This window comes from Bacillus sp. DC4300-2b2 (assembly GCF_049895685.1).
Lineage (GTDB): Bacteria > Bacillota > Bacilli > Bacillales > Bacillaceae > Bacillus > Bacillus safensis.
The window spans coordinates 116110-138668 of record NZ_JAFCSW010000002.1; the positions used below are offsets into that span (position 1 = coordinate 116110).

General features: G+C 38.3%; 22 protein-coding genes and 2 pseudogenes. 2 read left to right on the forward strand and 22 right to left on the reverse strand.

Annotated features, from left to right (window positions below; translation table 11 throughout):
* Positions 1 to 66: 66 nt before the first annotated feature.
* The 13 genes and pseudogenes from ACP69X_RS05520 to ACP69X_RS05580 form a co-directional block, all read right to left on the reverse strand.
* The gene (locus ACP69X_RS05520; protein WP_269103477.1) at positions 67 to 201 is read right to left on the reverse strand and encodes a hypothetical protein; all 135 of its coding nucleotides are present in this window, start codon (positions 199 to 201) and stop codon (positions 67 to 69) included.
* A gap of 2 nt (positions 202 to 203) precedes the next feature.
* Complete coding sequence (locus ACP69X_RS05525) at positions 204 to 1295, reverse strand: tetratricopeptide repeat protein (protein ID WP_426052508.1); 1092 nt, start codon at positions 1293 to 1295, stop codon at positions 204 to 206.
* Positions 1296 to 1835: 540 nt separating this feature from the next.
* The gene (locus ACP69X_RS05530) at positions 1836 to 2681 is read right to left on the reverse strand and encodes an SMI1/KNR4 family protein (protein WP_426052509.1); all 846 of its coding nucleotides are present in this window, start codon (positions 2679 to 2681) and stop codon (positions 1836 to 1838) included.
* A 342-nt stretch (positions 2682 to 3023) separates the two neighbouring features.
* Entirely contained in the window at positions 3024 to 3641 is a 618-nt protein-coding gene (locus ACP69X_RS05535; protein WP_426052510.1) for a hypothetical protein, read from the reverse strand.
* A gap of 249 nt (positions 3642 to 3890) precedes the next feature.
* Positions 3891 to 4941 (reverse strand): annotated as a pseudogene (locus ACP69X_RS05540) (XkdF-like putative serine protease domain-containing protein).
* A 5-nt stretch (positions 4942 to 4946) separates the two neighbouring features.
* Positions 4947 to 5621: a hypothetical protein gene (locus tag ACP69X_RS05545; protein WP_052468173.1), complete on the reverse strand. Its 675-nt coding sequence runs from the start codon at positions 5619 to 5621 to the stop codon at positions 4947 to 4949.
* A 42-nt stretch (positions 5622 to 5663) separates the two neighbouring features.
* Positions 5664 to 6541, reverse strand: a pseudogene (locus ACP69X_RS05550) (phage minor head protein); the annotation flags it as partial.
* 687 nt (positions 6542 to 7228) lie between these two features.
* Complete coding sequence (locus tag ACP69X_RS05555) at positions 7229 to 7597, reverse strand: nuclear transport factor 2 family protein (protein WP_073205673.1); 369 nt, start codon at positions 7595 to 7597, stop codon at positions 7229 to 7231.
* A 464-nt stretch (positions 7598 to 8061) separates the two neighbouring features.
* Positions 8062 to 8226 carry a hypothetical protein gene (locus tag ACP69X_RS05560; RefSeq protein ID WP_157840085.1) on the reverse strand — a complete coding sequence of 55 codons (165 nt, stop codon included), beginning with the start codon at positions 8224 to 8226 and terminating at the stop codon, positions 8062 to 8064.
* A gap of 228 nt (positions 8227 to 8454) precedes the next feature.
* Positions 8455 to 8724: a structural protein gene (locus ACP69X_RS05565; protein ID WP_241768876.1), complete on the reverse strand. Its 270-nt coding sequence runs from the start codon at positions 8722 to 8724 to the stop codon at positions 8455 to 8457.
* Between the two features lie 91 nt (positions 8725 to 8815).
* Positions 8816 to 8998 carry a hypothetical protein gene (locus ACP69X_RS05570; protein WP_212049073.1) on the reverse strand — a complete coding sequence of 61 codons (183 nt, stop codon included), beginning with the start codon at positions 8996 to 8998 and terminating at the stop codon, positions 8816 to 8818.
* 480 nt (positions 8999 to 9478) lie between these two features.
* Entirely contained in the window at positions 9479 to 9964 is a 486-nt protein-coding gene (locus tag ACP69X_RS05575) for an SMI1/KNR4 family protein (RefSeq protein WP_305960466.1), read from the reverse strand.
* 177 nt (positions 9965 to 10141) lie between these two features.
* Complete coding sequence (locus ACP69X_RS05580; RefSeq protein ID WP_073205660.1) at positions 10142 to 10609, reverse strand: hypothetical protein; 468 nt, start codon at positions 10607 to 10609, stop codon at positions 10142 to 10144.
* A 431-nt stretch (positions 10610 to 11040) separates the two neighbouring features.
* Between ACP69X_RS05580 and ACP69X_RS05585 the strand changes: the two genes are divergently transcribed.
* Entirely contained in the window at positions 11041 to 11268 is a 228-nt protein-coding gene (locus tag ACP69X_RS05585; RefSeq protein ID WP_240503423.1) for a hypothetical protein, read from the forward strand.
* Between the two features lie 245 nt (positions 11269 to 11513).
* Here ACP69X_RS05585 and glnA read toward each other — a convergent pair whose 3' ends face one another.
* The 5 genes from glnA to spoVK all read right to left on the reverse strand — a co-directional run bounded on the left by glnA (position 11514) and on the right by spoVK (position 17049).
* Positions 11514 to 12848, reverse strand: a complete 1335-nt coding sequence (gene glnA, locus ACP69X_RS05590) for a type I glutamate--ammonia ligase (RefSeq protein WP_007499421.1) — start codon at positions 12846 to 12848, stop codon at positions 11514 to 11516.
* Positions 12849 to 12908: 60 nt separating this feature from the next.
* Entirely contained in the window at positions 12909 to 13319 is a 411-nt protein-coding gene (locus tag ACP69X_RS05595; RefSeq protein ID WP_039178801.1) for a MerR family transcriptional regulator, read from the reverse strand.
* Between the two features lie 90 nt (positions 13320 to 13409).
* The gene (locus ACP69X_RS05600) at positions 13410 to 14690 is read right to left on the reverse strand and encodes an aminotransferase class I/II-fold pyridoxal phosphate-dependent enzyme (RefSeq protein ID WP_041084762.1); all 1281 of its coding nucleotides are present in this window, start codon (positions 14688 to 14690) and stop codon (positions 13410 to 13412) included.
* 6 nt (positions 14691 to 14696) lie between these two features.
* The gene (gene hflX / locus ACP69X_RS05605) at positions 14697 to 15968 is read right to left on the reverse strand and encodes a GTPase HflX (RefSeq protein WP_041084763.1); all 1272 of its coding nucleotides are present in this window, start codon (positions 15966 to 15968) and stop codon (positions 14697 to 14699) included.
* Positions 15969 to 16089: 121 nt separating this feature from the next.
* Entirely contained in the window at positions 16090 to 17049 is a 960-nt protein-coding gene (gene spoVK, locus ACP69X_RS05610) for a stage V sporulation protein K (RefSeq protein ID WP_024424083.1), read from the reverse strand.
* A 320-nt stretch (positions 17050 to 17369) separates the two neighbouring features.
* Between spoVK and ACP69X_RS05615 the strand changes: the two genes are divergently transcribed.
* Positions 17370 to 18128 (forward strand): N-acetylmuramoyl-L-alanine amidase, encoded by a 759-nt coding sequence (locus ACP69X_RS05615; protein ID WP_041084765.1) that lies wholly within the window; start codon positions 17370 to 17372, stop codon positions 18126 to 18128.
* A gap of 67 nt (positions 18129 to 18195) precedes the next feature.
* Here the strand turns inward: ACP69X_RS05615 and ACP69X_RS05620 are convergent, their stop codons facing one another.
* From ACP69X_RS05620 to nrdI, 4 genes are all read right to left on the reverse strand, one after another.
* Complete coding sequence (locus ACP69X_RS05620) at positions 18196 to 18813, reverse strand: hypothetical protein (RefSeq protein ID WP_058837640.1); 618 nt, start codon at positions 18811 to 18813, stop codon at positions 18196 to 18198.
* 84 nt (positions 18814 to 18897) lie between these two features.
* Complete coding sequence (gene nrdF, locus ACP69X_RS05625) at positions 18898 to 19878, reverse strand: class 1b ribonucleoside-diphosphate reductase subunit beta (RefSeq protein ID WP_024424085.1); 981 nt, start codon at positions 19876 to 19878, stop codon at positions 18898 to 18900.
* A 17-nt stretch (positions 19879 to 19895) separates the two neighbouring features.
* Positions 19896 to 21998 (reverse strand): class 1b ribonucleoside-diphosphate reductase subunit alpha, encoded by a 2103-nt coding sequence (gene nrdE / locus ACP69X_RS05630; RefSeq protein WP_034281935.1) that lies wholly within the window; start codon positions 21996 to 21998, stop codon positions 19896 to 19898.
* Positions 21958 to 22350, reverse strand: a complete 393-nt coding sequence (gene nrdI / locus ACP69X_RS05635) for a class Ib ribonucleoside-diphosphate reductase assembly flavoprotein NrdI (RefSeq protein ID WP_008360380.1) — start codon at positions 22348 to 22350, stop codon at positions 21958 to 21960. Before nrdI ends, nrdE begins: the two co-directional genes overlap by 41 nt.
* Positions 22351 to 22559 lie beyond the last annotated feature (209 nt).

The following is a 22559-nucleotide window of genomic DNA, read 5'->3' on the forward strand; positions in this document are numbered from 1 at the left end:
CTTTAATCCACTTTATCGTTTTTTAACCAATTATCCTCCGTAGTGGTGGATTAAATCTTATCCCTTTTATGATCCTGCACCTCTAGAGAAAAGCAACACTACCTCATTTTTAGCATTTGCCTGAGTTTGTTGTCCAGCAGGCATTCCAAGAATTGCACATAATAGCAAAGCAGTAGTAATCATCATCATTATTTTTTTCATGATCATATGACCTCCTTTCCTATTAGCGTACAAGATTTTAAAGCCAATTCCAAGAAGTAGTTACTTTCTTCATAAAGATTTAACTTCTTATAAATGGAGGCAACATCAGGAGCTAAAGCCTCTATATCAACATATGCTTTTCTTTCTTCCAAAAGACATAGCCCTTTCTTGATATCTTCATAGCTTTCCTGTGGTGTTGTATAACATTTCTCAAGGATATTGAATTTCAACATAAAGTTTGTGTTCTGCTGTTCTTTAGAGAAGTTTTTCCCCTCAGCAACCCAACTTATTGCCTGATCGAACTGATTTGATTTGTAGCTTGATCTTGCAAATTCATACGCACATTGTAAGTATGAAACAGGAGCTGACTGTTTTAGATCATCTGCCGAAATTGCTTTGTTAAAATATTCAATTGCTTCTATATGGTGGTCATCCTGAATTTTGAGAAATCCCAAATCATAATAAGCCAACGCTAACAATCTCTTATCATTCTTTTCAATCAGTCTATCGACACAATCCAAAAGTATCCGTTCAGCTTTGTCTAGTCTACCGTCATCAATCAAATTCAGTGCCAACAACATATTACAGTTTATGGTCTGTATGCTGTAGCCTTCATGACCTTTGTAGATGTCCTTTGCTGTTTGTAGATGATGGTGAGAAAGAAGCGTGACTTTATTGAAATAGTAGAGTGTGCCAATTTTATAATGGAACTCAGCCTTTTCAATTTCATCATGTACCTTGTCCAACTGTCTCTCAGCTACTCTGAATAGGACTAGGGCTTCTGAATAGTTATTCTTTGCACTCTCATACATACCTTTGAAAAGATAAAAGTAAAACCTTAGCATGTCATCTGTTTTGACTCTTTCACTTTCTGTTATTGTTGGTTGCCCCACTAAATCTTCCATCAGTACCTTAAATCTGTAATCAAGAATATTGAAATAGAGTAACACATCTTGATTTTCTTCCATTTCGCCTAACATTTCTTGAATCTCATCCCGCAGCTCTACTGCTTGTGAAACTTCCCTCTTTTTAATATGTAAATACCATTTGTTGAGCGTGTTTGCTACATCTACAGAAGAAATCAAATTCGACATCCCATTACCCCCTTGCTATCATTTCCTTTGTATAATTTTAACATGACATTTACAACATATGTAAAGACAAGGTGTTCATTTTAAAAGTTTTCGGTATCCCGCAAAATGCAAACATACTTATCTATAAAAGATATGTTTTATGTAGAGTGCTTTAAAGAGGAACGACATGCCAGTAGAGAATTAAACATAGGTATCCTGTAACACAAGAAGTAACAGAGTTTTCTAAAGGATATAATACAAAGAAGAAATGTTATTGAAGTTAGTAGCGTAGAAACAAATTTAAAACATTTTCTTTAGAATTCTCTTTTTGAACATAGATTTACATCTCGTTTTCTTCTTTGTGAATATAATTTGACCAAATTACCCCCCTGAAATCAATGGCCCTAAGGGGGTTGCTTTGTTATTACTGAGACATATACTGATCGCGTTCCCATGGGTATTTTGCGTTCAATATTTTTTGATGCCCTTCTAAATCTTCCACTAGTATGACCTGTCTTTATATATTCTAGACATTCACTAATTCCACACTTACATTTGAATTCAGGAACTCAGCTCCTCTACTTTCATAGCAAGATGCTCCGAAACATTCACAACTTCGGGCATTTCGTGGTTTCCTAAAAATTTAATAATTTGTTGTAAAATTTCTATTAGCTCTACACTTTTTGGCATTCGTTTTTGATTTTGCAAGAGAAGAGAATCAATACTCGAAGCTATTTCATGTAGAGTAAGTTCATCTTTAACACTTGGAATATAGTCCCTTAGCTTTTTGAAAAACCACTCAATATCTTTTATTTCTAACATCGGATAACATTCAAGTTTATAAATGTCATATGTATGAGGCTCATCCATTTTTAAAATGGCTTCGAATTCCTCTTTACTCAAATAAACTTCAGGAAGCTCATATTCAACCTCTGTTGCTTCTTCATCAACAGTGTACTCAACTGTATAAAGCCTCTCAACGAATTCATCAAAGGAATCTGCTAACTTAAAGTCTTCTTCCATCTCAACATCAAAATAATGAATTGCAGGATTCTCTTTCGTTTTTCGATAATCCATCGCTACCCAAGTATGGCCATCCCCGTTAATCAAAACAAGCCCTTCTGGCAGCTCCCACTCTTTTATTAAATAGGCACTATCCATAATCCCCTCATCTTCTGCAATTCCCAGCAGGTGATTAAACTGAATGTGGTCCTCAGCCCATGAATTAGAGTGAGTCGTTGGAAAAGCATTATGAATGGTATAACCACCATTCTGTTCTAATATGAGCTTTTTATATGTACCTGGCAAAGTGACCCCAAGTTTCTTTTCAGCCTTAGATATTTCTGCTTCGCTGATCTTTTTTAACGTATAGTAACCTTCTTCGTCTATTTCCCAAAAAGATTTCAAAATTTATTTCCTCCTAGTTCCATTTAACTAAACTCCATTGCGAAATTATATTCTATCAAACTGTTTTTGATAGTGTTTGTATGTGTGATCTTAAAAGAAAGATTTATCGAATTATTGATAATATGAGTCGCTTCCGTAAGAATTCAACAATAGATGATTTGAAAAGAAAAACAGATAAAGATGAGAAGACTGTTAGGCAAGCAGTCAAAAACCTCCTGGCAAAAGAAGAATTGAAAAGGAAAAAAGAGAAAAGAGAATGGCGTTTCTAACTTTAAGTTAGCCGTTCGTTTTTTATCAAATTACTAAAAGAAGCAATCTACAAGCCAGAAGCTGCCCTTTTTCCTAATCTTCAGGGTCCTCAAAGATACCGAGAATTTCATTCACATCGTACTGATAAAGTTCATACAGACTGTGATCTGTAATCTCGCCTCTTTTTATTCTTTGATTAAGAACAAACATCATATCGATTGGTTCTCTTTCATAAGATATCATGTCATCATCTGCATCATTAAAATATAATACTGGCTTGTTTAAAAAGGAATGTGATTTAGGCTTAGTAAAGTATGTCCACTTCACTTGCGGATAGTTTCTCCTAATGGTTTCCCTATAATATATACCAATATCCATTGCTATTGCATAGTCCACTTTTGCAATTTCAACTGGATTAGCCAATAAGCTCTTTTTTTCATCTTCATAAATAAAATCAGGATATTGCCTTAATTCTTCTAATTCTCTACCAATCTCTTCTTCTGATAATTCATAAATTTCAATCTGAGATAAAAACCAACTATAGATATCTATAAGTGATTCGGGAGTGAAATTAAAGTCCACCTCTCCATTAGTAACATTTTTCAAAACTTCAATCCGAAGTGGTATCTGATTAACAAACCAATCGAAGAGAATTTTAGCCTCTTTTTTTGATAAAGTTTCAAAGGATTCCATTATAATTGGTGGTTCCATTAATACATACTCCATTAAATTTCTCCCTCATATTGTAATTATTTTTGAATACTGGCTATACTGCTCTAACTCAGTTGCATTTTATGGTTTGCTTGCTCAATTCTACCAATATTTGTACTTATAATGAAGTACTACTTTACTTTATCAATCATTTCAATTTTTTAATCGGAAATCTTTAACCACTTGTTTCCTTAAAAGAATGAGAAGTTCGTATAGCCTATATTTGATACATCGATACAATTCTGTTGCTTATTCAACCGCTGAATATCGATCCAAATTATTTGCAACTTGTGACCTAGACATACCTACAGCTGCGGCCATTTCTTTTGCGACCTCTTCATCAATTTGTTTTTCTTGCGGATCAGATTGCTGCTCGCCTTCGCCTTTTTCAAGGTCCTCCAGACGCTTTACAACCGGTGCAATTGTGTCATCTAGCATCTTTTGCAGATTTTCTTTGTTCACTTCTTCTTCCTCCTTCTCTTCCGCTTGACTCAACAGATTGTCGATAGCGGCTCTAGCATTTTTTAGTTCATTCAAATTAGCTGCTGAAAACTTTCGGCCAGCTTTTATGACTTCTTCAGTTGGGTCAGTTTGGATCCCCGCTAAGTCATCAGTAAGCAAAATCTCTTGTGTGTTCAGGATCAGTCTCTAAGTCTTCATCGTCGTAAGAATCCCATTTATACAAAACGGAATTCAGCGCATCTTGCGCCGCCCAAAACTCACGACGCATGCGGCCTTTGTCATATCTGTTCTTTACTTCTCCTTTTGATAGAAAGAAGTTTTTGAGCAAAGAAAAAAGCCCCTTCTCATCAGAAGCTGGCTCACGCTCTTGTTTTCCTATGTCTGCTGTTCCGGCCATTGAGTATCCGGTGATCTCGCCCTTTTGAATCTGTTCCCAAATTTCATCGGAAGCCTTCGTCACAAGGACCCACGATCCTTTCTTGATAAGCTCATCGCCCATTTCAAAGTCAGACGGAGCAATGTACGATTCAACGACTTCCCCGACACCGCCTTGGAAATCATGCTGCTTATCAATCTCACGTGCATCTATCAGGAACCCATGAGCGGCTTTTTCAATCTCCGCCGGTGTCATGTAATCCCCATGTGCATCAGCTACGTTTGGTTCGTATACAATACCGTACACAAGACGCTGTGCATCATCAGCTTTCGCAATGACCTTGATTTCCTTTTGAAAGTCATTTTGTTTTTCCGACTTAACGAAAAAAAACTGCTTTTGATTAGCAGCCTTGTCCACGTATGAAACGTGTGTGATCTTCGCATTTATCAATTCGCGTGGCAATTCATTCACCTCCTTTCATAATCTGAATTAATATCTCTTAATCTTCGAACAGCACTCATGCAACTCGTAAGGAATGATTCAGCCTCTTTTTCTGTCCATTCATAATCATTTTTTTTCATATTTACAATAATTGCGATTTGACTTAAATTTGCAAGAGCACTATAAAATCTATTAGATATAACATCATTCTTTATTAAAGAATAAAAAATATCGGTTGTATTAACATATCCAATATCAGTTAAACCGTTCTTAACACCAAGTTTCAATAATTCTTTTTTAACCATTCTCCAAGAAAATACAATTCCTTTTTTGGGATCTTCTGAAATTAATTCTTGTATTCGTTTTCTCTGTTCTTTTTCTAATTCCCTCTGCTCTCTTTTTAAATCTCTCTGTTTTATTCTTTCCACTAAATCTTTTTTAGAGTTTTCCTCTGTTTCTTCTGAAGATTCCTTTTTATTCGCTAATTCTAATTCGTCAGTTGTATTTCCTTCATCTAAATTCTCATTAACTTGTTCCAAAAGTTTATCAAAATTAATTTCAACATTCCCTACTTTAAAACTAAAAAGTCTCCCTTCAATAATCTTTTTAACACTGCCTCTCAGAGCAAAAACAATAACTATACTTGCTATAGGCCACATTATAGAGTCAACTAGCTTTGAAAAGAATTCCAACCAATTCATAAGTTCCCCTCATTCTAAAAGTGATGAGGATATTATACTATTTCATTCCATGTTTTGTAAGACTCTTCTTCTAATCTCTTCTTTTTCCTCAGCTGATAAGCCGAGAATAACAGGATCAACCACAGGGCCAACCGCACAATGACAATTTACTCGTTCTTTTGGCGTGAGCTGTGTATCTCTCGGAAACATGCACCGCTCTCCGCTGCCTGGTATTTCAAATTCTTCATCGAGAGGGATGATCGTTCCATCGAGTTGCACATGACTTTCTCTGGACTGATTCTTCTTCCCTCCGCTGTGCTTCCACTTCTTCCCCGTTATAGCCGGGGATTGGACGTAGGATTCATGTTGAGCGACAGATGATGCAGTTAACACTTCTGTGACACGTGCGCGCTTCCGGCTGAATTCAGGAAGGTCCTTCAGCTCCAATTCAATCTCCTGTATAGAGCGACCTTCTTTTATACCCTCTTTCAACGTTTGTTCAATAGCTTCATGAGTTTTCAGCTTCATAAGCTGCGCCAACTCTTGTGACCATGATTCAATCCACTCTTCTGTTCTTTCAGATAGAACCTTGAATGGAATATCTGCATCGATGGAATTCATGATCTTCTCGGCCAACTGCGTGACGGTAAGTGTTAGAAAGACAGCCGTTTCTTTTCCAAATAGCTCTGCAAACTCATCTGAAGTGAATAGATCATCATTAAAAAAAGCCAGAATGGATTCTAACGTCTCTGAATCGTCTTTGGATATAAAACCATTCAAAGCATTTAAAAACGTCCTGCGTTGCATTCTGAACAATTTAGCGGTGGTTTTCTCATACTCTTCCACCAAAGTAGTGGGATATCCTCCAGTTCAGGGAAATCAGCCACCGCTGCTTTGAGTTCCTTGACCTCATCTTCCTCCGCTTTTTGTACAAAAGTGTCCGATACTTATTTAAAACTTCTATTTGGAATTTAATCTAAACATTCTTGTAGTAATCGTTTATATCTAATCAAAACTTTGTTCTCTTTTCTATCAACAAAGTTTTGCATTTTCCAAATTCCCAAAGTTAAAAAAGAAACATACAAGATCATAAATGTAGGCGCATGTACATTAAATTTTTCAACTATAGTGATACCATGATTCATCATACTTCCAAATAAAAAAGACATGATTGAAAAAAGTGCTGTTTCAAAATAATAGAATATGAAGCCTCCTGAATGTGAAGCTCATGTACATTGACACAAAGTTTCCTACCAAAATGACACAAAGTACCCAACTTTTAACGATTAGATTTATGACTAATTGGCAATAGTAACATGTTCTTTTCGCATTCCGGCAATCGGGACAAGAACTTGTACCGATAAAATAAAAAGCCGCTAAAATAGCGACTTCAATGGGGACCATGTTCTTGCCCCTCGACAATCTTTAATAAACGGAGCAAATTTGTCCCTGGACAATTTTCTGTACCATTCATACGGAGTATCCCTCAACCGTGTTTAACCTCACATCGTATCAGTTTTAAGTGCATGTGATTGATGTTCTTGTCCTGCTCGGACAAGAACTTGTACAATAAAAAAAGCCGCAAATTAGCGACTTCAAATGGTATATGTTCTTGTCCCTGGACATCTTTAATCAATCTTACATGGTCTAAAAGTTTCATGTTTAGCTTCATACTCTTCTATTAATCGGATTTTATTTCCATCAAATCTAATCATTGATATACCATCAAATGAATAAAGTTGTTCTTCTTTTGCTTTAAAAAACCATTCTACAAAAAATAAGGTATCATTTACTTGATGAATATTTTTTATCTTCCATTCTAAGACAACTTGCTTCAGTAACATTTTTTTGATCCACAAATGGACTTCCTCTATACCCACATACATTGCTCCATAACATTCGCGGTAGATAATATCATCAGAAAAATACGTATCTAATAACGTAAAATCTCTAGTTACCCACATAAAGAAATATTCTTTTATAATTTCTTCTTTCATAAGTACTCCTCTATTTTTTAATTAAGCGCAGTTCTTAACTATCAAAATGAACAAAATAAAAAAAAAGTTCTTGGTTGGAATTTATGTCATTCTACACTCATTCACTTTATTGGTGCACTTTAAAGCCTTGTTATATTAGCGGTGTACCAAGTACACTAAGTACACCTATTATAATGTATAAGGAGAATGTGAAGCTGCCGCGCTCTCGTTTAAGCTTGGGGGCGTGCCAAGCCCCTCGCCTATACGAAAAAGGGGTGCTCTTGTAAAGGACACACCCTTTATTTAGGTAACTTAAATTCTGTTATCCCATTCGGATTTTAGGTAACTTAAATTCCGTTAAAAGAAAAGAGCCAATGATAATTACATCATTGGCTCTTCTTAACTTTAAGGATATAGTTTCTTTCAATCCACACTCCTCAAGGGAGCGACAAGCTAATAATACCAATCGTTCTAGTAAAGTCTAGTCAATTATTAGGTTTATTTGTTGCATCAATGTAATGCTTACTAGATTTCTTATTCTCTATAATATCTTCAGTCCTACCCAAAAGCATTTGAATCTCTTTTCTATTATACTGCTTTTTTATTTTCTCTTTAAATGCTGTTTGTTGATTAATAGTTGCTTTATGCATCTTTTCCCCAAATTGTTTCAAATAAATCCCGATGTATTTACTCTGTTCAAATGATGTAAATTCGTTGGTTTCGTTAATTTCATTCCTAAGAAATCACCTCCTAAACATATATCGGAGGTGATTTGGAAATTTTCAGGTGTTCACTGAATTGGATCTATTTAATGTAAAATTCGCTATTGTAGAATGTTCCAAGAGTTGCAATATGATTGCCCTTTTTGTCGTAACGTTCTACATCCACTCTAAAGCGATAAGTACTTTTTTGTTACCAGATGACTCTTTGATGTCAAATTGATCATAAAGTTTTTCACCTGGGTTAAGGGGGTTCGGGGAATTTGTTTTAATTGTCTCCCACTTTCCATTAACCCTTCTTTGTGGAATAAGGTTGGAACCAGCACTAAAGTCATTGTGGTTTTGTACTGCAATTCGTACGACCTTATCCTCTCCAATTTTGTGATTCGCTTTTGTCGGGTTCGCCGACACTCCAAATCCTGATGCCATGCTCATCATCTCCCTTTTTATATTTTTGCGCTCCTATCCCTCACCAAAGCACGAGCAGCCATACACCCAAAAGACGACTGTTCCCATCAAATCATCGTTTCCTCCGGATACGGCCGCCTTGTCGTTGGTACGTTTCGCGTCTCGTTCCCATGATTTCTTCCCAATCCCTATTGGTAATGGGATCAGCATCGTTCTCCTTCTTTCTATTAGAACCAGGAGCAATGCTTTTAAATTGCTTTAATGTCTCTTTAGAAACAGAATCCCCGATCTTCATTTCACTCGCTCCTTGCCGAATAAGCACCACCTTACGCTATTCGCTTAAATAGATTTTTGAATGATGACTACACTCCGAGAGGATGCCAAGTCCAGCCAATCATCAATTAAAATGAAAAACTGTCCTCGATACGGCTGCCGCAGACCAGCTGCTATCCAGGCTCAGAATGTCCCTCTCGTATGGCCACATTCCTCAACACCTTTGTTCCGTATCCAGATACGCCATTGATAAGGGAAAGACGCGTCTCCCAATAAAAAAAGCGGACACCAATCAAGGCACTTAAAGTACTCAATGATCAGCGTCCGCAGGTTCTTCCTTCTGGACAAAATATTCACGTTCGTTTTGCTTGTCTCTATCATACGATGATCCACTTAGGAAAAAAGGTCCCCTTTTTATCCCCCTTTTTGTCGGCTTTTCCTCGGTTTTTTCTCGGCATTACAAATAAAAAAAGTGCCCATAAACATGGACACTTTGGTTCTATTATTCCCAAAACGCATCGCCTTTAGAATCAATATACTTCTGAAGAAAAGTTTCAAAATCTACATCAAGCAGCCTATATTCTAAACCGTCTTCAAATAGATAAAGGTTGGAATTTCCCTTATTTATCATCAAGTAGCACCCTTCAAAAAGAGCAGCAATAGCTGTTCCATCAACCTGATCAAAAAAATCATTAGACAACTCGGATTCGATTTCTTCTAAACTGAAAATGTGTAATCCTCCACCCACCTTGTTCCCAAAAACTATGTCTTCAAATATTCTTGCGCCATTATGTAGACATAAAAACTCTTTGAAATCGTCAGGCAATGCATGGTGTTTCTTTTCAAATTGTTTTATATTTTCTTGATCGGCTGGGGCATTAAAGGTACAGCACTTTTCATAGACTTCCCCGTCTACCGAGAATTTGATGATGTTCTTCTCATCTAATTGATTTTCAAGCTTTTCTAATATCTGCACGATCCTACTCAATCTTTCACCTTCTATCTATATCCTCTCACCTCTTGTTGATGCAGTGTTCTTGTGAGTGCATATAAATTACCCATTTTATTATCTCCACCATATTCTAAAGGAATAACATGGTGAATGTCTAAATCAGACCAATCCCATTTAGGATCGCCGTATTTACCAATATACCATCTGATATATTTATTTCGCATCTCCTACAAATAGAGTGTTATCTACAATTACAATAACTGGCTTCGCTTTTCCTATAATGCTACGAATTGTAGAATTGTAAGTAATTGACTGTTTCAATTGATCTAACTTAAACCTTGTATCAATAACAATTGTGTTAGCAGCTTTAGTATTAGCACCTAGAGTCTTATTAGTATTCTTATTCTTGGTTGATGGTTGCAGTACTACGGTGTCACCCTGTGGCATATTTCGTTGGGGTGGATCATGAGGTTGTTTTTTAAATTGTTGTCTCGCTTGATCAATTACATCAGATTTACTCTGTATTTCTTTTACATGTCCATATTCGTCAACTTCTAGTACATGTGTTTCTTTGTATGTTGTGATACCGTCCTTTGATTGACTAGATTCAGCATCACTTGTCCAAAACCATGCCGTCAACAGAAAAACCATAAAGAAAATCGAATAAGCAAATTTCTTCATTCGGATACTTTTTTCCAATTTATTCATAATAAATACAATATGATGTCTTGCTCAATTTCATCTAAGCTGTTTTCAAGTGCTTTTTCTATTTGCCGCACCTTTAGTTCATTTAAACCTCCTGATTTCTAAGAGAAGGAAATAGGCCTGTCGCATCGTTTGTCTCTTGTTGCTTTTTGTTTTCCTCCTTAACGTTCAGCGCCTTATAAACCTTCAGCTCCTTGATCAGAGCATTTCGGACTTGCTTCTCATTGATCCCTACTATCCTTGCAGTAAACACAATGTTCAGATTTCATCCTACCCTTTCCTTGAAAGTTCATATGGAAATTTTCTTATAATCTATCAAACTCTAAAAATCATTTGTATTTTACCTTGAATTTTTTATAAAATATAGGATAATTAGGAATGTTGAAATAAACAAGGGAGTGTTTTATATGAAATTAAAAAAAGTTATAACTTGTTCCGCATTATCCTTTGCTTTACTTGTTTCTGCATCTCCTGCATTCGCTTCAACTTCTAATGCAGACAGCAACTTGAGTCAAAAGGTAATAACTCCACAAGCTGAGCTGAAAACTACACACCTAAAAACCAATACACAAAAAGAATCTATCAAATGTTTCGGTCTCGGTATCCTTCGTCCTAAAAGATGCATAAAAGGGTGATGGCTTGGACAGGCAAATATCAAGGTTAGTTTTAAAAATTTCTAAGAGATTGGAGGGGGACCCTCATATCTTCGTACCAATCAATTTCAGCAAAGTTTTGAATACTTTTCTGAGACCTTCGGTGAAATTTCAAAGACACTTTTTTTGTTGGTGAATTGTGGGTGGTGCCTGCTTCATTTTGAAATATTAAAAACATCACAAAATAAAAACCCCCTGAAGCCAATGGCTCCAAGGGGTTTTTATTATTAATACTGAGACATATACTGATCGCGTTCCCATGGGTGTACTTGGGTTCTAAACATATCCCATTCGATTTCTTTTGATTCGATGAAGTGCTCGAATAGGTGATCGCCTAGTGCGTTGATCATGACTTCGTTTGATTTCAGCAGCTCGAGTGCTTCTGCAAGTGTTGCAGGAAGGTCAGCGATGCCGTTTTCAAGACGCTCTTCTTTGTCCATGACATAGATGTTTCTGTCGATTGGTGCTGGTGCGTCTAGTTTGTTTTTGATTCCGTCTAGACCTGCTGCAAGTAATACGCTTAGTGCAAGGTATGGGTTTGCAGATGGGTCTACGCTGCGCACTTCTACACGTGTGCTGATGCCGCGTGATGCCGGGATACGGATCAATGGGCTACGGTTTTGTGCACTCCATGCCACATAGCAAGGTGCTTCATAGCCAGGTACAAGACGCTTGTATGAGTTAACCGTTGGGTTTGTGACTGCTGTAAAGCTTGTTGCGTGCTTGACGATACCTGCGATAAAGTGTCTAGCAGTCTCGCTTAATTGTAAATCTGCTTTTTCATCAAAGAATGCGTTTTTACCATTTTTGAATAATGATAGGTTACAGTGCATACCAGATCCGTTTACACCGAACAATGGTTTTGGCATGAATGTCGCATGAAGACCGTGTTTTCTCGCAATTGTTTTGACAACGAGTTTGAATGTTTGAATGTCATCACAAGAACGGATAGCGCCTGCATATTTGAAATCAATTTCGTGCTGCCCTGGTGCTACTTCGTGGTGAGATGCTTCAATTTCAAAGCCCATTTCTTCAAGCTCTAGAACGATATCACGGCGGCAGTTTTCACCTAGATCTGTTGGTGCAAGGTCAAAGTATCCACCTTTATCGTTTAGTTCAAGCGTTGGCTCGCCTTTTTCATCTAATTTAAATAAGAAGAATTCTGGCTCAGGTCCAAGGTTGAAATCACTAAATCCTAGTTCTTCCATTTCCTTTAAAATACGCTTTAAGTTGTTACGCGGGTCTCCATCAAATGGTGTCCCGTCTGGCTTATAAATGTCACAAATAAAGCGTGCAACTTTACCTTTTTCTGCTGTCCAAGGGAAAATAACAAATGTGTTTAGATCTGGGTATAGGTACATATCTGATTCTTCGATACGTACGAATCCTTCAATAGATGAACCGTCAAACATACATTTGTTATCGAGAGCTTTTTCTAACTGGCTCACAGGAATCTCAACATTTTTAATTGTTCCGAGAATGTCTGTAAATTGCAGACGGATGTACTTTACGTTTTCCTCATTTACTAATTTTACGATATCTTCTCTTGTGTACTTTGCCATTTCGTAAAACTCCTCCCCTACAAAAGGTAAAATGTGTATAGCAATGCTTTTGCTAATTGGTTAACGGAAGAACCTTGACATATCCCCCTGCCTAAAGGTCGTTCCTTGTTGGAAACGTCCAGCCTGAATGAGTTCCTTCTTCAGTAGCTTCCTGAGTTCATCATCTGACAAGTTGTGCTTAGCTGTGGTTTTTTCCTCCGTCTTTTTATCAGACGATGGATTTTCTGCCTCAGCTTTGGCAAAAAGCTTTTTGATTCCTGCCATGTTTACACCTTGTTCGATGAGGTTTTTAATTTCTAGTAATTTATCAACATCATGAAAAGAAAATAATCGGCGGTTTCCATCACTTCTTGCTGGAAATACTAAACCATTTTCCTCATAATAGCGAATTTGTCTTGCAGATAATTCTGTTAGCTGCATGACAATCCCAATTGGGAATAAAGGCATTGAGCGGCGAATGTTATCACTCATCTCAACTGTCTCCTCCTCTTTGCTTAAATTTATTATATGTCATGTTATATTATGTGTCAACAACATGTTAGGAATATTAACATGGTTTTTTTATTGAGCAGGCACTTCAATAAAACCTTGATCCAATAAGGCATCGACAGCACTGCAAATCGCATTTTTCACATGGGCATACGTGAGTCCGCCTTGCACGTAGGCAGTATAAGGCGGTCTGATCGGACCATCGGCTGATAATTCGATACTGGCACCTTGTACAAATGTGCCCGCTGCCATAATGACATCATCCTCGTAGCCCGGCATATAGCTTGCATGCGGTGTAACGTGACTGTTAATCGGAGATGCATACTGGATTGCCTGACAGAACGCAATCATTTTTTTAGGATCTCCAAATTCGACAGATTGAATCAAATCTGTTCTTTTCGCATTCCACGCTGGGTTTGTTTGGAATCCGAGCTTCTCAAGAAAACGAGCCGTAAATACTGCGCCTTTTAAGCTTTGAGCCACAACATGCGGCGCCAAGAAAAAGCCTTGATACATTTCCTGGAGGGCATACAGCGATGCACCCGCTTCACTGCCGATGCCCGGAGATGTCATTCGATAAGAGCAAGCTTCGACCCATTTTTCTTTTCCAACGATGTAGCCGCCTGTTTTGGCAAGACCTCCGCCTGGGTTTTTAATAAGTGAACCGGCCATGAGATCAGCTCCGACATGACACGGCTCTTGTAATTCAGTAAATTCACCATAACAGTTGTCTACAAACACAATGATATCTTCATTTATCTCTTTCACAAATGAAATCATTTGCTCAATTTCTTCTATTGTAAAGGATGGCCTTGACGCATAGCCTTTTGAACGCTGAATGCCGATCACTTTTGTTTTAGAAGAAATCGACTCTTTTACTTTGTCATAATCGACTGATCCATCTTGAAGCAAATCAATGGCTTTGTAGTCAATCTGGAAGTCTTTTAATGAGCCTGTCCCTTCTTTCCCGCGAATCCCGACAATTTCTTCTAGCGTGTCGTATGGTTTTCCCGTCATGTAGATCAATTCATCGCCAGGTCTCAGCACACCAAATAAAGCAATGGAAATCGCGTGTGTGCCGGAAATGATCTGCGGACGGACAAGGCCGCTTTCTCCTCCGAAGACATCCGCATAAATCTTTTCTAACGTGTCTCTCCCCATATCATCGTAGCCATATCCAGTTGTTGGATTAAAGTGAGAGTCACTGACTTTGTGCTTTCGATAGCTTTCAAGCACCCGCCACTCATTTTGTTCGCTCGTTTGATCAATTTGCTGATGTACGTGTAAAATCTCTTGTTCTGTTTCTGCTGCTGCTTTTTCTAAAATACTGCCATGTTTTAATGTGTGAAACATCTTGATTTAATTCCTTTCCAACATATACTTCTTGATTTGACCTAAAATGGTCTGATCCTCACCACTATATCCGGTGATGTCGTAAATTTCTGCTTCTTTTTGAAATTCTAGTGATTCCACAAGCGTTTCTGATTTTAATGCGGAGATGAGCTTCCCTTCATACGCTGGAATCTTCACATGATATGGCTTTAAAAAGGCTTTTTTCAGCTCAGCCATAATATCCGCTTTTAACCTTTTTACATCTTCTTTGCGTCTAGCACTGATTAATATATGGCGATGCTTTGAAGATGGGATGAAATCTGGTCTGATTTGATCTTCCTTGTTATAAACAGTCAGCATTGGAATACGGTCCGCTTCTAATTCTTCTAAAAGCTCATGAACCGTTCGTTCGTGTCCTTCATAATCCTCATTAGAAGAGTCGATGACATGAAGCAAATAATCGGCTTCCTTCACTTCTTCAAGGGTGGAACGAAATGCGGCAATCAGTGTGGTCGGAAGGTCTTGGATAAAGCCAACTGTATCCGAAATCAGCACGCTGTAGCCAGATTCTAATGTCATCTTACGTGTCATTGGGTCAAGTGTCGCAAACAGCAGATCCTCTTCATGACTATCTGCTTCTGTTAATTGATTAAACAAAGTTGATTTTCCGGCATTCGTATACCCGACAATGGCAATTTGGAACACACCATTTTTCTTTCGGCGTTCCCGGTATCTTGTTCGGTGTTCTTTGACTGCAGATAATTGCCCGTTAATTTCGTGAATGCGGTTTCGAATATGGCGTCTGTCTGTTTCAAGTTTTGTTTCACCTGGACCTCTTGCGCCAATTCCGCCTCCTTGTCTTGAGAGGCTGATCCCTTGTCCACTTAATCTCGGCAGGGCATACTGAAGCTGGGCAAGCTCTATTTGCAGCTTACCCTCTCTTGTACGCGCTCTTTTTGCAAAGATATCTAAAATCAATTGCGTACGATCAATAATTTTTACATCTAAAGCAGTCGCCAGAGCTTTTAGCTGGCTTGGAGAAAGCTCGTCGTTAAAAATAATGACATCACATTCAAGTTCCTCGCAAAGCACCTCAAGTTCTTCTACTTTCCCTTTACCGATATACGTTGCGCTGTCTTGTCTATTTCTCTTCTGCGTCATCACGCTGACAGCTTCACCGCCAGCCGTTTTGGTTAAGGAAGCTAATTCTTCCATTGAGTATTGAAAGCGTTCATCCGTTACATGCGGCAATTGACAGCCGACAAGGATCGCTTTTTCAGTCATTTCATGTTCATTCAACGTCAGTTGTTTCCTTTCTGTACTTAAGTTTTCAGTAGTACCATCATACCAAACAGATCACACGTATACCACTATTCGGATGGTTTATTTTAGTGACTCTTTATAAAAAGGATACGCCATTTCAAGAAGGCGTATCCTCTTTCATTTGAAGATCGTGACTTTTAATGGTCAGCAGATCTTTTTTATCATAATGATCCACAAGAAGCAGTCTCATCGCCTGGGTTCGTATGGCTTTTTCAATGGTGTTTCGCACAAACCGGCCGTTACTGAATTTTGCCGGGCTTGTGGTGCTTTTAATGTGCATTAAATAATCCCGCAGCTTCCATTCAGCTTCTTGTGTAAATACATATTCTCTGTCCGCCATCATTCGTTTTGCAATATCCATGAGCTGATCGACTGTATAATCAGGAAAGCTGATATTGATTGGAAATCTTGATTGCAAGCCGGGATTTAAAGAAAGAAAATGATCCATTTCCTTGGAGTAGCCAGCTAAAATTAGAATGAATTCGTGCTGTTTGTCCTCCATATGTTTTACAAGGGTATCAATCGCCTCTTTTCCAAAATCCTTTTCTCCTCCGCGTGCAAGAGAATAGGCTTCGTCAATGAACAAAATACCGCCTAGTGATTTTTTAATTAAATCCCTTGTTTTTTGCGCTGTATGACCAATATACTCTCCAACAAGATCACCGCGTTCCGCTTCGATTAAGTGACCCTTTGAGAGCACATTCATTTCAAAGAAAAGCTTCCCGACAAGTCTTGCAACTGTGGTTTTCCCTGTGCCAGGATTCCCTTTGAACATCATATGAAGTGCTTGTTTTCCTACCTTTAACCCCTGTTCCTGCCGTTTTTGATTAACAAAAATCCAAGCATAAATCTCTTTTATGTTTCGTTTCATTTCATCCATACCGACAAGGCTGTTCATTTCACGCTCTATTTCCCGTAAGATGCTGTGTTTTGCCTCATTTTTCTGCAAGGCTTCTAGGTATTCTGCCTCTGAGTCTGCATCAACCAATACTTGCTTTTGTCCGTTAAGTATAATATTGATTTGGCCGTTGTTTTTATATGTGACAGCTCGCTCCAACGTATTCACCTCTCGCTCTTCTCTCTTTATTCTATTCGGGTGGAGCTGTAATCGTGACAATCGCCCGCTTAAGCCCAAGTTTGCTGTCAAAATGACCCGAGATACCGAATATTGTAGGGATTTCTGCGGTTTCCCAGGAAATGATGTGCTATTTCCATTGTATTCATCCCGTTTGGGCGGACAAACCAACAATTTGCTTTTTCTTAGAAAAATGTAGCTTTTTGATCACAAATGATGCAGAAAAGAGTCTCAATGATTTCCGCATTTTGTACAGGCAATTCTTCTATTTTCTCATAAAATAAAGACGAGGTGATGAATAGATGGTGAAAATTTTTATTGATCCTGGCCACGGAGGAACAGATTCTGGAGCTAGTGCTAATGGACTTTTGGAGAAAAATATAACACTTCAAATCGCGATTTTACTGAGAGACATTTTGATTAGTGAATATGATGGGGTTTCTGTCCGCTTAAGTCGTTCAACTGACCAATCCGTCACTTTGTCCCAGCGTACGAATGCAGCAAACAGCTGGGGAGCTAACTATTTCGTATCTATTCATATTAATGCTGGCGGAGGCACAGGGTTTGAAAGCTATGTGTATCCTGGCGTTTCAGCACCGACCACCACGTATCGCAACGCCCTTCATGATGAAATTGTCCGCTCAGTTGATTTTGCTAACCGCGGCAAGAAAACTGCGAACTTCCACGTTCTTCGAGAAACTTCTATGCCCGCTATTTTAACAGAGAATGGTTTCATTGATACGACAGCCGATGCTAATAAGCTCCGCAACGCAACCTTCCTTCAAGGCATCGCTCGCGCTCATGCGACTGGTCTAGAAGAAGCCTTTCAATTGAAAAAAAAAGCAAGTAATCTTTATAAAGTGCAGGCAGGAGCTTTTAAAGTGAAAGCCAATGCAGATGAATTAGCAGCCACACTTAAATCCAAAGGATTTGACGCATTTGTTGTATTAGACGGAGGCATGTTCCGAGTACAGGCCGGGGCTTTCCGTACAAAGCAAAATGCAGATGACCTCGTCGCAAGATTGAAGCAGGCCGGTCACGACGCATTCGTTTTCCAATAAGCTGAAGCTGTTGTAACGAAACAAACCGGCTCAAGTCTTCTGCTGAGCCGGTTTGTTGTGTATTTATTTACGCTAAGATGTTGACGACAAATTGAGACCATGTTTCAAGACGATCGAAGTATTCAGGCTTTTTCAAATCGGCTGTTTTCATCCATTTTCCTGAGATTTGATCTGTTTCTTTTACTTCTACATGAGCACCTGGAGATAGTTCAAGCGCTGATAACAGTCCAATGTGCACACGGCCGACACTGTTGTCATCGTCATTGATTAATCCAAGGGTTTTCATTTCAAGTTTGTCTTCTTCTTGAATTGAAAGTTCTTCGTCCAGCTCACGATCCGTATTTTCTTTTAGAATCTCAGCAAAGTTTTTTCCTTCAACGAAATTCATATGCCCCCCAAAGCCAAGAGATAACTTATGATGTAAGCGAGTCTCTCCTCCGCCTTGAAGTCTTTCGTATACATATACTTCGTCCTCACGCTTAATCACGACATAAGGAATCGGCTGCTTGAAGTCAGGATTTTCTTCTGCATCGCCTCTTCGCATCTGCTCGAAGTGCTCTTCGATTTCTTTCATAATGGTGCTGATTGTTTTCTCTTCACTGTTCACACCATTAAACGCAAGTGTTTCATTTTGGAACACGCGCGTACGCGGTGCAACTAAAATGATTTCGTCCATTTTTCCCATGTTCGGTAACCTCCAGTATGTAACACATTGTTAGAAATGGCAAAAAGCCAAAACGAGTGATGCGTTTTGACTTTTACGCTTTCCTTATGATTCATCTCCAAAGAAGAAGTCGTCATCTTTTAACGGCTCAACTGTTGCTTTTTTATAGCCGTTCCCTTTCATTGAGAAGAAGTCATGCGACTTTGTTTTTGTATTGAGTCCGTTCAATACAATAGGGTTAATCTCTTCTTCTTCAAAATAAGGGGCAAATCCAAGGTTCATTAACGCTTTATTGGCATTGTAACGAATGAACTTTTTCACATCATGCGATAAATTGACTTGGTCATAAATATCTTCAGTGTAATGAAGTTCATTTTCATAAAGCTCGTTCAAGAGGTCAATAGAGAAATCATACAGCTCTTTTTGCACGTCAGGTGTTTGTTTGTTGTAAATTTCTTGTGCTAATAATCCAACGTACACACCATGAATCGCTTCATCACGCAAAATTAAGTTGATGATTTCACCGCTTTGCATGAGCTTTCCTTGTCCATAGAAATATAGCGGGTAGTAAAAACCACTATAAAATAGGAAGCTTTCTAAATAAACAGAAGCAACCATTGCTTTAAAGAGAGAAATAGGATCGTCCTTTTGAATCGAACGGTATAAACTGACAATCATATCTGCTTTCTTTTGCAGGAATTTATTCTTCTTGACCCATTCAAACACTTCACTGATCGTTTCAGTTGGTGCGAGTGTCATGAAGATATTAGAGTATGATTTCGCATGTACCGCATTTTCCATCATTGCCATAAAGTTGAGTACAGCTTTACGCTGATGGCCGTCCACATGTTCAGCAACAATCGGCATCCCTGTATTTCCTTGTTCTGTATCAAGTAAAGTCAATCCAGCAAGTACCTTCATGTACGTATCTCGCTCTTTTTCACCTAAATATTTCCATGTCAAGAGATCTCCGTTTAAGGAAATCTCTTCTGGAAGCCAAAACTGCTTCACATTTTGGTTGTAAAACATTTGTGTAAAATCGTCTTCGTGTTTTGACCAGTTGGCTGCATCATAAATTTTTGTCACGTTAAACTCTCCTTTAATCAAACAACACAAGAAAGACAGCCTTCCTGCCCTGTATCCTTCGTTCTTGCATAATAAAGTGTCTTAATACCTTTATGGTGTGCATAAAGATCGATGCGGTTTAAATCACGCGTTGTCATCGTATCTTTCAGGAATAGTGTAAAGCTGATTCCTTGATCGACGTGCTGCTGAATCGTTGCGATCATATCGACCACTTTAAACATATCCATATCGTACGCTTCTTTATAGAAGAACCAGTTTTGCGCTGAAAGACCTGGCATTGGGTAATAGGTTTTGCTGTTGCCGTATGTTCTTTCTTCGATACGTTCCATAATTGGCATCACAGAAGCTGTTGCCGATTGAACATAAGAAATGGAACCTGTTGGTGCAATACATAAACGATAGCTGTGATACATGCCATTTTCCGCTACAAATTCTTTGAGTGCTGCCCAGTCTTCTTTTGTTGGAATGTGCATGCCTTCAAATAGTGCTGCTGCTTTTTCTGTTTTTGGTGTGAAATCATTTTCCACGTATTTATTAAAGTACTCACCAGTTGCATAGCCAGAGCCTTCATAACGATGGAATGTTTCTCCTTTTTCTTTCGCAAGTTCACTTGAGCGTTTAATTGAATAATAGTTCACCATCATAAAGAACGTATTTGCGAAATCTCTTGCTTCTTCACTTTCATAGGCGATTTGGTTTTGAGCTAAATACCCATGAAGGTTCATCGCACCAAGTCCGATTGACTTCATCGCTTTGTTCGCTTTTCGAACAGCCGGTGCATTGCGAATGTCTGTTGTTTCAGACACAAGCGTTAGTGAGTCTGTTGCAAGCTTAACCGTTTTTTCGATCGATTTGTTTTTCATGACATTCATGATATTTAATGAACCAAGGTTACAAGAAATATCAAGACCGATTTCATCTTCTTGATCATAGTCCGTGTAAGAAGAAACCTCTGACGCCTGAAGCACTTCTGAGCAAAGGTTTGAGAATTTCACTCGTGAAATATGGTTCAAAGCATGCTCTCTGTTTACATTATCTTGGAACATGATATATGGATAGCCTGATTCTGAGCGTAGAACAGCCAATTTTTCAAGAAGCTTTCTCGGATTGACTTTTTCTTTTTTAACTTTCGGGTTTTCTACAAGCTCGTCATACATTTCTTCCATGTCCATCTCATCAAGATGCTGTCCATATTCTTTATAGACTGTGTGCGGATAGAAAGTGTAAGCTGTTTTATCTTCTCTAGCAAGCTCGATAAATTTATCCGGGATGACGACTCCAATGGACAGAGTTTTCACGCGAACATCTTCATCGGCAGAGATTTTTTTCGTATCTAAGAAATCATTGATATCTCTGTGGAAAATATTCAGGTAGGCACTGCCTGATCCTTGTCTTTGCCCCATTTGATCTGCATATCTGAATGCATTATCAAGAAGCTTCATCACGCCGACGACACCTTTTGTCGCGTTTTCTACATCTTTGATTGCTTCACCTTTTGCACGAAGTTTTGACAGGTTCAAACTGACGCCGCCACCTAGTTTTGACAGCTGCATTGAAATATCAATCGCTCTTGAAATATCGTTTAGTGAGTCATTCACTTCAAGCAAGAAGCAGCTCACAAGCTCACCGCGTCTTTTACGTCCAGCGTTCAAGAAAGTTGGTGTACTTGGCTGGTACTCTTGATTGATCATCAGTTCTACAAACTCAAGCGCTTTTTCTTTATCCCCACCCGCAAAGAAAAGTGCTACAACTGAAATGCGGTCTTCATAGCGTTCAAGGATTTTCTTTTTATCATTTGTTTTCAGTGCATAGTCATTGTAAAACTTAAATGCACTCATAAATGATGGGAATCTAAATTTTTTGGCATATGCAGCTTCAAAGACTTCTTTAATATCTGCCATGCTGTATTGTCTTAAAAATTCTTCCTCATAGTAGTCGTTTTCTATTAAGTAATCAATCTTCTCTTCTAGATTGTGAAAAAAGACCGTGTTTTGATTAATGTAATCTACGAAATAACTATGTACAGCTTCTTTGTCCTTATCGAACTGAAACTTTCCTTCTTTTTGAATCATAATTTCGTTATTTAATTGTATCCACTTTGGAACCTGATTTTGTGACAATTCTTTCTACCTCCTGTGTAAACAATTCAACATCCCTTTTTGTTCCGCTTAGTTCAAAGGTGTGCAAAATAGGAACTTGATATTGTTTAGAAATCGTATCGGCGCTTTTTGCAAAATTATCTCCCCACACTTTGTTGCCACTCACCGCAACACCTAGTAAAAGGTGAGCATTTTTTTCTAAAAAGGACTGAGTGGTACTAGGGACTTGTCCAAATCCTGTCGTAAAGGTGACGAGAATAAACGGCGTATCCAAAAACTCTTCTCCAGTCAATTTTCGTTTGTCTGTAAAAGGGGTCTTGTCCAAAAAGCGTTGAACATTTCCTGTTTTTGAATCAAATACGATCTGAATCAATTCCATCACGACCTAGTTTTTAGTATTGTTGATCATTTCGCTATTCACTATATATAGTATACTATGTTTTTTCAAAACACAACATATAGATGTTCGAAACGAAAAAAATCAACCAACCCGGCCGAACCTTCATAGCCGAACTCGTACGTTCAAATAAATAGAGCAGAACAGGATCTAAAAATAGACTGCTCTACTCCCTATTCAACTGA

Bases quoted from the DNA above. Each gene is read 5' to 3' on its own strand.
- glnA (WP_007499421.1), bottom strand. From the start codon at position 12,848: ATGGCAAAGTACACAAGAGAAGATATCGTAAAATTAGTAAATGAGGAA.
- ACP69X_RS05570 (WP_212049073.1), bottom strand. From the start codon at position 8,998: ATGAAGATCGGGGATTCTGTTTCTAAAGAGACATTAAAGCAATTTAAA.
- ACP69X_RS05560 (WP_157840085.1), bottom strand. From the start codon at position 8,226: ATGCATAAAGCAACTATTAATCAACAAACAGCATTTAAAGAGAAAATA.
- ACP69X_RS05600 (WP_041084762.1), bottom strand. From the start codon at position 14,690: ATGTTTCACACATTAAAACATGGCAGTATTTTAGAAAAAGCAGCAGCA.
- ACP69X_RS05520 (WP_269103477.1), bottom strand. From the start codon at position 201: ATGAAAAAAATAATGATGATGATTACTACTGCTTTGCTATTATGTGCA.
- ACP69X_RS05565 (WP_241768876.1), bottom strand. From the start codon at position 8,724: ATGGCATCAGGATTTGGAGTGTCGGCGAACCCGACAAAAGCGAATCAC.
- ACP69X_RS05555 (WP_073205673.1), bottom strand. From the start codon at position 7,597: ATGAAAGAAGAAATTATAAAAGAATATTTCTTTATGTGGGTAACTAGA.
- ACP69X_RS05585 (WP_240503423.1), top strand. From the start codon at position 11,041: ATGAAATTAAAAAAAGTTATAACTTGTTCCGCATTATCCTTTGCTTTA.
- ACP69X_RS05545 (WP_052468173.1), bottom strand. From the start codon at position 5,621: ATGAATTGGTTGGAATTCTTTTCAAAGCTAGTTGACTCTATAATGTGG.
- ACP69X_RS05580 (WP_073205660.1), bottom strand. From the start codon at position 10,609: ATGAAGAAATTTGCTTATTCGATTTTCTTTATGGTTTTTCTGTTGACG.
- ACP69X_RS05620 (WP_058837640.1), bottom strand. From the start codon at position 18,813: ATGGGAAAAATGGACGAAATCATTTTAGTTGCACCGCGTACGCGCGTG.
- ACP69X_RS05615 (WP_041084765.1), top strand. From the start codon at position 17,370: ATGGTGAAAATTTTTATTGATCCTGGCCACGGAGGAACAGATTCTGGA.
- ACP69X_RS05535 (WP_426052510.1), bottom strand. From the start codon at position 3,641: ATGGAACCACCAATTATAATGGAATCCTTTGAAACTTTATCAAAAAAA.
- ACP69X_RS05525 (WP_426052508.1), bottom strand. From the start codon at position 1,295: ATGTCGAATTTGATTTCTTCTGTAGATGTAGCAAACACGCTCAACAAA.
- ACP69X_RS05595 (WP_039178801.1), bottom strand. From the start codon at position 13,319: ATGAGTGATAACATTCGCCGCTCAATGCCTTTATTCCCAATTGGGATT.